Source organism: Vibrio sp. F13 (assembly GCF_020806305.2).
Lineage (GTDB): Bacteria > Pseudomonadota > Gammaproteobacteria > Enterobacterales > Vibrionaceae > Vibrio > Vibrio crassostreae_C.
The window spans coordinates 1,928,766-1,942,199 of sequence record NZ_CP170175.1; the positions used below are offsets into that span (position 1 = coordinate 1,928,766).

Genomic DNA, 13,434 nt, shown 5'->3' on the forward strand with positions numbered 1-13,434 from the left:
GTTTTACCTTAAAAATATGCAAAATTGCGAACCTTTAATTTTACCAAAGGGATAGCACCAAATACTAGATAATCGAGGCATTCTCTAACAATTTTGCTGATAATGCATAGGAATGAGATCTTTTCCGCTATTCGAATAGCGCTCGTATAAAACTCTTAAACCATTTGGTAGATCTTTAGGGTCTACTTGTACGAATTTGTGTCGCGCGTAAAAATTGGTGAGATGAGCGTACGCAAAGCAGTAATCATCTTCCGTAAGCGTATGTTGCGCACAATAATCCATAAGCTGGGAGCCTAATTGCTGACCACGATGTTGTTTTGATATCGCCATACCGGTAAGTAAGCGATTATTTTCTATTGTACGAAAACGCACGACACCGCACAGTTCGTTATTCAGCAATAACGAATAGATCAGTTCACTCTTATTCGCTTTTCCCGTTGGGTAATGTTCTTTATAGAAACGTTTAACTAGGGGAACCTTTACTGGGTCTAATTGAGTAATGATGACATTGTTCATTCAGTCACTGCGCCATTGGTTTATCTGCTGTAGAATGACCGCAGTGTAAGTTAATTGAATATCGCCATGCAATTCCATCTCAATGCTAGTTTAAAAAATGTTCATACTTTTTCCATCGATCAGACGTGTGATGCGTTGGTTGAAGTCACCACTACCGAAGAACTTATTTCGCTTTACAAAGACCCTAAATGGTCAGCTTTGCCTAAGTTAATACTGGGTAAGGGCAGTAATATGCTTTTTACTGAGCACTTCGCTGGCCTGGTCATCGTGAATAAATTAGCTGGGATTGAGCTGGCCGAGACGGACAGTCATCACCTACTGCATGTGAGTGGTGGCGAGGATTGGCCAAGCTTGGTTGAGTGGAGTGTGGATAAAGGGCTGGGTGGTCTAGAAAACCTAGCAATGATACCCGGCTGTTCCGGCTCTGCTCCGATTCAGAATATTGGTGCGTATGGTGTTGAGCTACAAGACGTATGCGAGTATGTCGATATCCTGTGTCTGGATACTTATACAGTTAAGCGATTAAGCAAAGAAGAGTGTCTCTTTGGTTACCGAGATTCTATTTTCAAACACGCTCTCTACGATAAAGCGATTGTTGTTGCGATTGGTTTAACGTTGCCGAAAGAGTGGGAGCCATGCAATCACTATGGCCCGTTAAAAAGCCTAGCAGCCGATACGCTCTCCCCTCGCACTATATTTGATGAAGTGTGTGCTATCCGTTCAAGTAAGCTGCCAGACCCTAGAGTACAAGGGAATGCGGGTAGCTTCTTCAAAAACCCTGTGATCACCAAAGATCATTTTGATCGCTTGTTAGCTCTATATCCAAATATGGTTGGTTATGAGAGTAATGACATGATCAAAGTTGCTGCTGGCTGGCTGATTGATCAATGCCAGTTCAAGGGTGTGACAGAAGGTGGCGCTCAGGTTCACCCCAACCAAGCATTGGTTATTATCAATTATGATGAGGCTTCTGCTGTGGATATCCTTAAGCTTGCAGAGCGAGTGCGCCAGTCCGTTTTGAATAAATTCGATATTCGATTGGAACATGAAGTGCGCTTTATGGGACGAGACTGCGAGACAAACTTGGATAAGGCTTTGGAGTCATTGGCATGAGAGAGCACAGTACCAAGCTTGCACTATTGAGATGTCTTGCTGACGGTGAGTTTCATTCAGGTGAAGACCTAGGTGAAATGATTGGCGTATCACGAGCGGCTATCAGTAAGCACATTAAAGGTATTCAAGAGTGGGGTTTAGATATCTACCGAGTACAAGGCAAGGGTTACAAACTAGCCAGTCGTTTGGATATGCTTGACCAAGACAAATTGTCTGCAGTTAGTCGCGATGCTTCTCTTGAACTCATTCCCATCATAGGTTCTACAAACCAACACCTATTAGAGCGCACTAACACCCTCGAATCGGGTTCTGTCTGTATTGCTGAATATCAAGCTGCGGGTCGTGGACGCCGTGGACGAGAGTGGGTATCACCATTTGGTGCAAACCTCTATCTTTCAATGTATTGGAGACTCGACGCGGGGATGGCTGCCGCAATGGGCTTAAGCCTTGTGGTTGGTGTAGCTGTTGTTGAAGCTTTGGAAGAGATGGGCGTAGAAGGTGTAAAGCTTAAATGGCCGAACGACCTTTACCACAATGACAAGAAGCTTGCAGGTATCTTGGTCGAGCTGTCAGGACAGTCTGGCGGCGCTGCGCATATTGTGATTGGTTTAGGGCTAAACCTATCCATGGATCCAACAACATCAGGTATTGGCCAGCCATGGACTTCCCTTAAAGAAGTGTGTGATGGGAAGGTGCCAGACCGTAACCAGTTAGCGCAGGCTCTGATCAATGCTTGGGATAAGTCACTTGTCGACTACGAGTTGAAAGGAATGTCCAATTTTTTAGAGCGTTGGAACCGCTTGGATAATTTCTTAGGTCGCAATGTTAGATTGATCATTGGACCTAGAGAAATTGAAGGTGTTGTTCAAGGCATCGATGAACAAGGTGCTGTATTGCTCAAAACTGAGAATGGTGTCGAGAGCTATATTGGTGGCGAGATATCGCTAAGAAAAGGCGACTAAGGCGTTACTATTTTCTTAGTAACACTTCTTCAACCATATGATCTGCGCCTTTACGTAGAATCAGGTGAGCCCTTTCTCTTGTCGGAAGGATATTTTGTTCAAGGTTCAAGCCATTAATTGAACTCCAGATACCTTCTGCTTTGTCCAATGCGGCTTGGTTCGATAATTTAGTGTAATGACTAAAGTAAGAGCCAGGCTTAGTAAACGCGCCATCGCGGAATTTCATAAAGCGATTGACGTACCATTCTTTGATTTGTTGGCTATCAGCGTCAACATAGAGTGAGAAATCAAGGAAGTCTGAAATAAACACGCGATGTGGCTCGTGTGGATAATTCATTCCGGTTTGTAAAACATTAAGCCCTTCAATAATAAGCACATCTGGTAGGTCGACGCACTTAACGTCATCAGTAATATTGTACGTAAGATGCGAGTAAACAGGGGCTGTGACATTTCTCTTGCAAGCTTTTACATCCGAAACAAAGTTCACTAAACGCTTGATATCGTAAGATTCAGGAAAGCCCTTTTTGCTCATCAACCCTTTCTCTTCTAACACCTCGTTTGGATATAAAAAGCCATCGGTTGTCACTAGTTCAACTTTTGGGTGGTTTTCCCAGCGAGAGAGTAGGGCTTTAAGCAGACGCGCAGTGGTACTTTTGCCAACAGCTACGCTACCCGCAATACCGATGATAAAAGGTGGCGCTTTCTCTTTCTTATCTAGAAATTGGTGGAGTACCGAGTTTCTATTCTGTCTGGCTGCCACATAGAGGTTCAATAGACGAGATAGCGGTAGATAGATCTCTACTGCCTCTTCCATTGTGAGCTTTTCATTGATGCCTTGAAGCTCTTTTAAGTCGCTCTCAGAAAGTGTCATCGGAACTAAATTCCTTAGCTCAGACCAACGTTCGCGGTCAAATGACATAAATGGGCTCATACAAAACTCTATAGTGGATAACAAAACAAGTGCATGGAAAATACATCAAGCGATAGATAAATAAAATATCTTCCTGTACTAGATGCGGGTTAAAGACGTAAACCTTGAGCTAAATAGCCGTATGTAGGAGTTTGGTCAGAGAATTTTGCACTTTTTTTCAATTTACTATTGCAAGGTGGAAAATCATTCAATAAAATGCGCCCCACTTGTGCCGACTTAGCTCAGTAGGTAGAGCAACTGACTTGTAATCAGTAGGTCACCAGTTCGATTCCGGTAGTCGGCACCACTTTCTCCCTTCCTATAAGGCAAGCGAGAGAAAGCTCAAAATTTGGAGAGGTTCCCGAGTGGCCAAAGGGAGCAGACTGTAAATCTGTTGGCACTGCCTTCGATGGTTCGAATCCGTCCCTCTCCACCATATTCTAAAGGTTAAATAGCTCAAACAGAGTTACGTGTTGCGTGCATCGTATAATGGCTATTACCTCAGCCTTCCAAGCTGATGATGCGGGTTCGATTCCCGCTGCACGCTCCAACTCATTTTGTGTGCTGATATAGCTCAGTCGGTAGAGCGCACCCTTGGTAAGGGTGAGGTCCCCAGTTCGACTCTGGGTATTAGCACCAGTCTAAAGCTTCTTCTCCTTTAATAAAGAAAACCATTTTTTTGGTTGCGTGGTCTTATTTTAAGCCACCTAATCCGTACCTAGAGGGACACCCCATGTCTAAAGAAAAATTTGAACGTACGAAACCGCACGTAAACGTTGGTACTATCGGCCACGTTGACCACGGTAAAACAACTCTAACTGCTGCTATCTGTACTACTCTTGCAAAAGTATACGGCGGTGTTGCTAAAGATTTCGCATCTATCGATAACGCTCCAGAAGAGCGTGAGCGCGGTATCACAATCGCAACTTCTCACGTTGAGTACGACACTCCAGCACGTCACTACGCACACGTAGACTGTCCAGGACACGCGGATTATGTTAAAAACATGATCACTGGTGCTGCACAAATGGACGGCGGTATCCTAGTTGTTGCTGCGACTGACGGCCCTATGCCTCAAACTCGTGAGCACATCCTACTTGGTCGTCAAGTTGGTATCCCTTACATCATCGTATTCATGAACAAATGTGACATGGTAGATGACGAAGAGCTACTTGAGCTAGTTGAGATGGAAGTTCGTGAACTTCTTTCTGAATACGACTTCCCAGGTGATGACCTACCAGTTATCCAAGGTTCTGCACTTGGCGCACTAAACGGCGAGAAGCAGTGGGAAGACAAGATCGTTGAGCTTGCAGAAGCACTAGATTCTTACATTCCTGAGCCAGAGCGTGCAGTTGACCAACCGTTCCTACTACCAATTGAAGATGTATTCTCAATTCAAGGTCGTGGTACTGTTGTAACTGGTCGTATCGAGCGCGGTATCCTACGTGTAGGTGACGAAGTAGAAATCGTTGGTATCAAAGAGACTACTCTTACTACTTGTACTGGTGTTGAAATGTTCCGTAAACTGCTTGACGAAGGTCGTGCAGGTGAGAACGTTGGTGCACTTCTACGTGGTACTAAGCGTGATGACGTTGAACGTGGTCAAGTACTTTCTGCGAAAGGTTCTATCAACCCACACACTAAGTTTGAGTCTGAAGTATACGTACTTTCTAAAGACGAAGGCGGCCGTCACACTCCTTTCTTCAAAGGTTACCGTCCACAGTTCTACTTCCGTACAACTGACGTAACAGGCGACATCACTCTACCAGAAGGCGTAGAAATGGTAATGCCAGGTGACAACGTTCAAATGACTGTTGAGCTAATCGCTCCAATCGCAATGGACGAAGGTCTACGTTTCGCAATCCGCGAAGGTGGCCGTACAGTTGGTGCTGGTGTTGTAGCTAAAATCTTTGCATAAGATTTGACGAACCACTAGTAAAAAGGGCATCATTTGATGCCCTTTTTCTGCGCTAAAAAAAGAGTTGGATGTTTTGACATCGATTTTTGCTCTTAGCAAAGAATTAAACGGTCTTTTTGACTAAAATGACTGTTAGATGTGTTGTTTTGCAACGCAAAGGAATGTGCCCTGCAACAGCGGGGTTATTGTCGTCTATATTTAAGACTTATCACAGGTTGGTTTTATGAAAGCAAACGCTGAAACTCCTGATAGCTCAGGTGCAGCAGATACAATGAAGTGGATTGTCGCTTTTGTTCTGTTGGCTGCTGCTGTTGTGGGTAATTACCTGTATGGTGAATTGTCTGTTGTAATTCGCGCTGCAGGTGTAGTTGTGCTGATTGCTGCCGCACTAGGCGTTGCAGCAACAACAACTAAAGGTAAAGCTGCGATCGATTTTGCAAAAGAATCTCGTATGGAGATTCGTAAAGTTGTTTGGCCTACTCGCCAAGAAACTATGCAAACTACATTGATCGTTTTAGCTGTATGTATTGTTATGTCTCTAGTGCTTTGGGGAATTGACGGCATTATGGTCCGTCTAGTTTCTCTAGCAACTGGGGTGTAGAGGGTTCTGATTCATGAGTGAAGCTCCAAAAAAACGTTGGTATGTAGTTCAAGCCTTTTCTGGCTTTGAAGGTCGTGTTGCACAGTCGCTACGCGAGCATATTAAAATGCACAACATGGAAGAACTATTTGGCGATGTGCTAGTACCTACTGAAGAAGTAGTGGAAATGCGTGCAGGCCAACGCCGTAAAAGTGAACGTAAATTCTTCCCTGGCTACGTATTAGTTCAAATGATCATGAATGATGAATCATGGCACTTAGTACGCAGCATTCCGCGTGTTATGGGCTTCATTGGTGGTACCTCTGATCGTCCTGCACCAATCACTGATAAAGAAGCTGATGCTATCTTGAACCGTCTAGAGAAAGCGAGCGAGTCTCCACGTCCTAAGACAATGTTCGAAGCGGGTGAAGTGGTTCGTGTGAACGATGGTCCATTTGCTGACTTCAACGGTACTGTTGAAGAAGTAGATTACGAGAAAAGCCGCATTAAGGTATCTGTATCGATCTTTGGTCGTGCAACACCGGTTGAGCTTGAATTTGGTCAGGTTGAAAAACTGGACTAAAACTCTAAGTTTTGAACAAGCTGTGGATAAATAGTTCACAAGCTGTTTAAAATTAAAGAGTATAAAAAATCACCTTTTTAGGGTTGTTAAAGGCGCGAATTATGATTATAATTTCGCGCCTTTTTGCTTCTGTGGAAGTGAAAAAGAGTTAATTGAATTTATGGGGAGCTCGCCTGGCGGCTAGCGCATGTACCCAAAATATTAGGAAATATCATGGCTAAGAAAGTTGAAGCTTATATCAAACTGCAAGTTGCAGCTGGTATGGCAAACCCAAGTCCACCGGTTGGTCCTGCTCTAGGTCAACACGGCGTGAACATCATGGAATTCTGTAAAGCGTTCAACGCAAAAACAGAATCTGTTGAGAAAGGTCTACCTACTCCAGTAGTTATTACTGTTTACAACGACCGTTCTTTCACGTTCGTAACTAAGACTCCACCTGCTGCTGTTCTTCTTAAGAAAGCTGCTGGCGTTAAGTCTGGTTCAGGTCGTCCAAACACTGAGAAAGTTGGTACTGTTACTGACGCTCAAGTTCAGGAAATCGCAGAAACTAAAGCTGCTGATATGACTGGTGCTGACATCGAAGCAATGAAACGTTCTATTGCTGGTACTGCTCGTTCAATGGGCCTAGTGGTAGAGGGATAAGATCATGGCTAAACTTACTAAGCGTATGCGCGTAATCCGCGACAAAGTTGACTCAACTAAAGAATACGAAATCAGCGAAGCTGTTGCTCTTCTTAAAGAACTAGCGACTGCTAAATTCGTTGAGTCTGTAGATGTTGCTGTTAACCTAGGCATCGATGCTCGTAAATCTGACCAAAACGTTCGTGGCGCAACAGTGCTACCTCACGGTACTGGCCGTGACATCCGCGTTGCTGTTTTCACTCAAGGTGCAAACGCAGAAGCTGCTAAAGCTGCTGGCGCAGATATCGTTGGTATGGAAGATCTTGCTGAGCAAGTGAAAAAAGGCGAAATGAACTTCGACGTAGTTGTTGCTTCTCCAGATGCAATGCGTGTTGTTGGTCAACTAGGTACAATCCTAGGTCCACGCGGCCTTATGCCAAACCCTAAAGTTGGTACTGTAACTCCTAACGTTGCTGAAGCGGTTAAGAACGCTAAAGCTGGTCAGGTTCGTTACCGTAACGACAAGAACGGCATCATCCACACTACTATCGGTAAAGCATCTTTCGAAGCTAGCCAGCTTCAAGAGAACCTAGAAGCTCTTCTAGTTGCTCTTAAGAAAGCTAAGCCTTCTTCAGCTAAGGGTTCTTACCTGAAGAAAGTAAGCATCTCTACTACGATGGGTGCTGGTGTTGCTGTTGATCAAGCTAGTCTTGACACTCAAGCAAACTAATTTGCTTAGGCGCAGATTTAGTGTATACTTCTGCGCCTAATATTTGTGGTTGGGTGGTTTTAAAGCAATTTGAAATCATCTATCCCAAGACCGTAGGCGCTGTCGATTTTCATTAGATTATTGATAGCTTAATAAAACCTACGTAGGCGATGTTGTGGTTTGAAGTGGATTTATTCACTTTTAAATAACATCGTAAACGCTCAATACATTTTGTATTGGGTGCTGTAATCACAACCAGAGGTTAATCCAAATGGCTTTAAATCTTCAAGACAAAAAAGCAATTGTTGCTGAAGTCAACGAAGCTGCCAGTGGTGCACTTTCTGCAGTTGTAGCTGATTCTCGTGGCGTTGAAGTTGGCGCAATGACTTCTCTACGTAAACAAGCTCGCGAAGCGGGTGTTTACATGAAAGTTGTTCGTAACACACTAGCACGCCGTGCGGTTCAGGGTACAGACTACGAGTGTCTAGTAGACACTTTCACTGGTCCAACTCTGATCGCGTTCTCTAACGAGCACCCAGGTGCTGCAGCGCGTCTTTTCAAAGACTTCGCTAAAGAGAACAAAGATTTCGAGATCAAAGCTGCTGCATTTGAAGGCGCAGTTACTGATGCTGAAGTACTAGCGACACTACCAACTTACGACGAAGCTATCGCACGCCTAATGATGTGCATGAAAGAAGCTTCTGCTGGCAAGCTGGTTCGTACTATCGCTGCACTACGTGACCAAAAAGAAGAAGCAGCGGCTTAAGCCTTGCTTTTCACTGGTTGCAAATTAAACTTATTGTTGACTTAAAAGAGAATTGTTATGTCTATTACTAACGAGCAAATCCTAGACGCAGTTGCAGAAATGTCTGTAATGCAAGTTGTTGAGCTTATCGAAGCTATGGAAGAGAAATTCGGCGTTTCAGCTGCAGCTGCAGTTGTAGCTGGTGGCGCAGCTGGCGGCGACGCTGCTGCTGAGCAAACTGAATTCGACGTAATCCTAACTGCTGCTGGCGCTAACAAAGTACAAGTTATCAAAGCTGTACGTGGCGCAACTGGCCTAGGTCTTAAAGAAGCTAAAGGTCTTGTAGACTCAGCTCCTGCAGCGCTTAAAGAAGGCGTTGACAAAGCTGAAGCTGAAGCTCTTAAAGCACAGCTAGAAGAAGCTGGCGCTTCTGTTGAAATCAAGTAATTATTACTTAATTTCATAGCCGCAAGGCTAATGGCTGGTGGTTTATTAACCACCGGCCTTTTTGCGCTGTAGGGCTATGACGAAATTTCCGCTGTTTAACCGTCATAATCCGAGCAAAAAAACAGTCATTTTTTCGAAATGATTGTTCACTACCACTAAACAGCTGTTTGTCACCACCCCCTCTGAAGAGTGTTTTGGGTGGTTTGGGTCACTTATCAGCGAGCTGAGGAACCCCATGGTTTACTCTTATACCGAGAAAAAGCGCATCCGTAAGGATTTTGGTACTCGTCCACAAGTTTTGGACATTCCATACCTGTTATCGATCCAGCTTGATTCTTTCGACAAATTCATCGAACAGGATCCAGAAGGTCAATACGGTCTTGAAGCTGCTTTCCGTTCTGTATTTCCAATTCAGAGCTACAACGGCAATTCTGAGCTGCAATACGTTAGCTACCGTCTTGGTGAGCCAGTTTTTGACGTTAAAGAATGTCAAATCCGCGGTGTTACTTACTCAAAGCCACTACGCGTAAAACTACGTCTAGTTATCTTTGATCGAGATGCACCAGCAGGTACTGTAAAAGACATTAAAGAACAAGAAGTCTACATGGGCGAAATTCCGCTTATGACAGACAATGGTACTTTCGTAATTAATGGTACCGAGAGGGTTATCGTATCCCAGCTGCACCGAAGCCCAGGCGTGTTCTTCGACAGTGATAAGGGTAAGACCCACTCATCAGGTAAAGTTCTTTATAACGCACGTGTAATTCCTTACCGTGGCTCATGGTTAGACTTTGAGTTCGATCCTAAGGATAACTTATTCGTACGTATCGACCGTCGTCGTAAGCTACCAGCATCGATTATTCTTCGTGCACTTGGTAAATCGACTGAAGAGATCCTTGATCTGTTCTTCGACAAAGTGAACTTCGAAGTGAAAGACCAAACTCTTCTTATGGAGTTGGTTCCTGATCGTCTACGTGGTGAAACTGCGTCATTCGACATCGAAGCAAACGGTAAAACTTACGTTGAGACTGGTCGTCGTGTTACTGCTCGCCATATCCGTCAACTTGAAAAAGATGGCGTTGAGCACATCGAAGTACCAGTAGAGTACATCGTTGGTAAAGTTGCATCTAAAGATTACATCAACGAAGCAACTGGCGAGATCATCGTTGGCGCGAACCAAGAGATTAGCCTAGAAGCTCTTGCTAACCTGTCTCAAGCAGGCCACAAGGCTCTACAAACTCTGTTCACGAATGACCTAGATCACGGTCCATTCATGTCAGACACTCTACGTGCAGATAGCACAGTAGATCGCATCTCTGCATTGGTAGAAATCTACCGCATGATGCGTCCTGGCGAGCCACCAACGAAAGAAGCTGCAGAGTCTCTATTCGAAAGCCTATTCTTCTCTGAAGAACGTTACGACCTATCAACTGTAGGCCGTATGAAGTTCAACAGCTCTATCGAGCGTGAAGAAGAAGAAGAGCGCGGTACTCTGGATGAATCAGACATCATCGAAGTGATGAAGAAACTGATTGGTATCCGTAACGGTATTGGTGAAGTGGACGATATCGACCACCTTGGCAACCGTCGTATCCGTTCTGTAGGTGAAATGGCAGAAAACCAATTCCGTGTTGGTCTAGTTCGTGTAGAACGTGCCGTTAAAGAGCGCCTAAGCCTTGGTGACCTTGATGCAATCATGCCTCAAGATCTTATCAACGCTAAGCCGATCTCTGCTGCAGTTAAAGAATTCTTTGGCTCTTCACAGCTTTCACAGTTCATGGACCAAAACAACCCATTGTCAGAAGTTACGCACAAACGTCGTATCTCTGCTTTAGGTCCTGGTGGTCTTACTCGTGAGCGCGCAGGCTTCGAAGTACGTGACGTTCACGTAACTCACTACGGTCGTCTATGTCCGATCGAAACGCCTGAAGGTCCAAACATCGGTCTAATTAACTCACTATCTGCGTTTGCACGTTGTAACGATTACGGTTTCCTAGAAACTCCGTACCGTCGTGTAGTAGATGGTGTAGTAACAGAAGAAGTTGATTACCTGTCTGCAATCCAGGAAGGTCAATTCGTAATCGCGCAAGCAAACACCATTCTTACTGAAGAAGGTACGTTTGCAGATGAGCTAATCACAGCTCGTCAAAAAGGTGAATCTGGTCTTCACCCACGCGATCACGTTGACTACATGGACGTTGCGACAAACCAAGTAGTATCTATCGCTGCTTCGCTTATCCCGTTCCTAGAACACGATGATGCGAACCGTGCATTGATGGGTGCCAACATGCAACGTCAAGCTGTACCAACACTTAAGGCTGATAAGCCTCTAGTAGGTACTGGTATCGAACGTAACATCGCAGTTGACTCTGGTGTTACAGCGGTTGCTAAACGTGGTGGTCAAGTTCAGTCTGTAGACGCTTCTCGTATCGTAGTTAAGGTTAACGAAGATGAATTGGTACCTGGCGAAGCTGGTATCGATATCTACAACCTAACTAAGTACACGCGTTCGAACCAAAACACATGTATTAACCAACGTCCAACTGTACTTCCTGGTGAACCAGTTGCACGTGGCGATGTTCTTGCTGATGGTCCTTCAACAGACCTTGGTGAACTAGCTCTTGGCCAAAACATGCGTATCGCATTCATGCCTTGGAACGGTTACAACTTCGAAGACTCGATCTTAGTATCTGAGCGCGTAGTTCAAGAAGACCGTTTCACGACAATCCACATCCAAGAACTATCTTGTGTGGCTCGTGATACTAAGCTGGGTTCTGAAGAGATCACAGCTGATATTCCAAACGTAGGTGAGTCTGCTCTGTCTAAACTAGACGAGTCAGGTATCGTTTACATTGGTGCTGAAGTTAAGGGTGGCGACATCCTAGTTGGTAAAGTAACCCCTAAAGGTGAAACTCAACTGACTCCTGAAGAGAAGCTACTACGTGCTATCTTCGGTGAGAAAGCATCTGATGTTAAAGATACTTCTCTACGTGTACCAAACTCTGTTTCGGGTACTATCATCGATGTACAAGTCTTCACTCGCGATGGCGTAGAGAAAGACAAGCGTGCACTTGAAATCGAACAGATGCAGCTTAAAGAAGCTAAGAAAGACCTAACTGAAGAGTTCCAAATTCTTGAGGGTGGCCTTCTTAACCGTGTTAAAGCTGTACTTCTGTCTGGTGGTTACTCTGAAGCTAAGCTTGATACTATCGGTCGTAAGCAATGGCTAGAGCAAGTTCTAGAAGACGATGCGCTACAAACACAGCTTGAGCAACTTGCTGAGCAGTGGGATGAGCTAAAAGCAGACTTCGATAAGAAGTTTGAAACTAAGCGTCGTAAAATCACTCAAGGTGATGATCTAGCGCCTGGCGTTCTTAAGATTGTTAAAGTTTACCTAGCGGTTAAACGTCGTATCCAGCCTGGTGATAAGATGGCCGGTCGTCACGGTAACAAAGGTGTAATCTCTAAGATTAACCCTGTTGAAGACATGCCATACGATGAGAAAGGTCAGCCTGTAGACATCGTACTTAACCCGCTGGGTGTACCATCGCGTATGAACATCGGTCAGATCCTAGAAGTTCACTTAGGTTTGGCTGCGAAAGGTATCGGTGACAAGATCAACCAAATGGTTAAGGAACAACAAGAACTGCATAAGTTCCGTGAGTTCCTACAGAAGGTTTACGATCTTGGTGATACTCGTCAGAAAGTTGATATTGCTGAACTGTCTGATGATCAAGTTCGTACACTGATCAAGAACCTACGTGGCGGTCTACCGATTGCTACTCCTGTGTTCGACGGTGCTTCTGAGTCTCTAATCAAAGAACTACTTAAACTGGGTGATCTGCCAGAATCTGGTCAGCTTAAACTGTTTGATGGTCGTACTGGTGATTCGTTTGAGCGTCCTGTAACTGTTGGTTACATGTACATGCTGAAACTGAACCACTTGGTTGATGACAAGATGCATGCTCGTTCAACTGGTTCTTACAGCCTAGTAACTCAGCAACCACTTGGTGGTAAAGCTCAGTTCGGTGGTCAGCGTTTCGGTGAGATGGAAGTATGGGCACTAGAAGCATACGGTGCTGCATATACTCTACAAGAAATGCTAACAGTTAAGTCAGATGACGTTAACGGCCGTACTAAGATGTATAAGAACATCGTAGACGGTAACCATAGCATGGAACCTGGTATGCCTGAGTCGTTCAACGTACTGTTGAAAGAGATTCGCTCGCTAGGTATCAACATCGAGCTAGAAGACGAAGAGTAATCCCTCCTTCTTTTTAAAAGAAGATAGGATTATTTGGTAAAAGGGAGCTTGCTACAGCAGTGAGCT

Annotated in this window: 12 protein-coding genes and 4 tRNA genes; 14 read left to right on the forward strand and 2 right to left on the reverse strand. The window is 44.6% G+C overall.

Annotated elements, in window-relative coordinates; translation table 11 throughout:
* Positions 1–84 precede the first annotated feature (84 nt).
* Entirely contained in the window at positions 85–516 is a 432-nt protein-coding gene (locus tag LMH68_RS08830) for a GNAT family N-acetyltransferase (protein WP_017059798.1), read from the reverse strand.
* Between the two features lie 66 nt (positions 517–582).
* Here LMH68_RS08830 and murB point away from each other — a divergent pair, with 66 nt between their 5' ends.
* Positions 583–1,629: a UDP-N-acetylmuramate dehydrogenase gene (gene murB, locus LMH68_RS08835; protein ID WP_017059799.1), complete on the forward strand. Its 1,047-nt coding sequence runs from the start codon at positions 583–585 to the stop codon at positions 1,627–1,629.
* Complete coding sequence (gene birA / locus LMH68_RS08840) at positions 1,626–2,591, forward strand: bifunctional biotin--[acetyl-CoA-carboxylase] ligase/biotin operon repressor BirA (RefSeq protein ID WP_017059800.1); 966 nt, start codon at positions 1,626–1,628, stop codon at positions 2,589–2,591. Before murB ends, birA begins: the two co-directional genes overlap by 4 nt.
* A gap of 7 nt (positions 2,592–2,598) precedes the next feature.
* On the opposite strand, the gene coaA is transcribed toward birA, so the two are convergent.
* The gene (coaA, locus tag LMH68_RS08845; protein WP_017066910.1) at positions 2,599–3,522 is read right to left on the reverse strand and encodes a type I pantothenate kinase; all 924 of its coding nucleotides are present in this window, start codon (positions 3,520–3,522) and stop codon (positions 2,599–2,601) included.
* A 210-nt stretch (positions 3,523–3,732) separates the two neighbouring features.
* Between coaA and LMH68_RS08850 the strand changes: the two genes are divergently transcribed.
* From LMH68_RS08850 to rpoB, 12 genes are all read left to right on the forward strand, one after another.
* Positions 3,733–3,808 (forward strand) — tRNA-Thr (locus LMH68_RS08850).
* 44 nt (positions 3,809–3,852) lie between these two features.
* Positions 3,853–3,937 (forward strand) — tRNA-Tyr (locus LMH68_RS08855).
* A 39-nt stretch (positions 3,938–3,976) separates the two neighbouring features.
* Positions 3,977–4,051 (forward strand) — tRNA-Gly (locus LMH68_RS08860).
* A gap of 13 nt (positions 4,052–4,064) precedes the next feature.
* Positions 4,065–4,140: transfer RNA gene (locus LMH68_RS08865), tRNA-Thr, on the forward strand.
* Between the two features lie 94 nt (positions 4,141–4,234).
* Complete coding sequence (gene tuf / locus LMH68_RS08870) at positions 4,235–5,419, forward strand: elongation factor Tu (protein WP_010435158.1); 1,185 nt, start codon at positions 4,235–4,237, stop codon at positions 5,417–5,419.
* A gap of 223 nt (positions 5,420–5,642) precedes the next feature.
* Positions 5,643–6,020 carry a preprotein translocase subunit SecE gene (gene secE / locus LMH68_RS08875; protein WP_010435558.1) on the forward strand — a complete coding sequence of 126 codons (378 nt, stop codon included), beginning with the start codon at positions 5,643–5,645 and terminating at the stop codon, positions 6,018–6,020.
* A 13-nt stretch (positions 6,021–6,033) separates the two neighbouring features.
* A complete protein-coding gene (nusG, locus tag LMH68_RS08880) occupies positions 6,034–6,582 on the forward strand; it encodes a transcription termination/antitermination protein NusG (protein ID WP_010435556.1) in 549 nt (182 codons plus the stop codon).
* Between the two features lie 213 nt (positions 6,583–6,795).
* Positions 6,796–7,224: a 50S ribosomal protein L11 gene (rplK, locus tag LMH68_RS08885; RefSeq protein WP_010435555.1), complete on the forward strand. Its 429-nt coding sequence runs from the start codon at positions 6,796–6,798 to the stop codon at positions 7,222–7,224.
* 4 nt (positions 7,225–7,228) lie between these two features.
* Positions 7,229–7,933, forward strand: coding sequence for a 50S ribosomal protein L1 (gene rplA / locus LMH68_RS08890; protein WP_017060523.1), 705 nt, complete (start codon positions 7,229–7,231; stop codon positions 7,931–7,933).
* A 250-nt stretch (positions 7,934–8,183) separates the two neighbouring features.
* On the forward strand, positions 8,184–8,678 hold the full coding sequence (gene rplJ / locus LMH68_RS08895; RefSeq protein WP_017060524.1) for a 50S ribosomal protein L10: 495 nt from the start codon (positions 8,184–8,186) through the stop codon (positions 8,676–8,678).
* A gap of 57 nt (positions 8,679–8,735) precedes the next feature.
* On the forward strand, positions 8,736–9,104 hold the full coding sequence (rplL, locus tag LMH68_RS08900; protein ID WP_017060525.1) for a 50S ribosomal protein L7/L12: 369 nt from the start codon (positions 8,736–8,738) through the stop codon (positions 9,102–9,104).
* A gap of 235 nt (positions 9,105–9,339) precedes the next feature.
* Positions 9,340–13,368 (forward strand): DNA-directed RNA polymerase subunit beta, encoded by a 4,029-nt coding sequence (rpoB, locus tag LMH68_RS08905; RefSeq protein ID WP_017060526.1) that lies wholly within the window; start codon positions 9,340–9,342, stop codon positions 13,366–13,368.
* Positions 13,369–13,434: the final 66 nt, after the last annotated feature.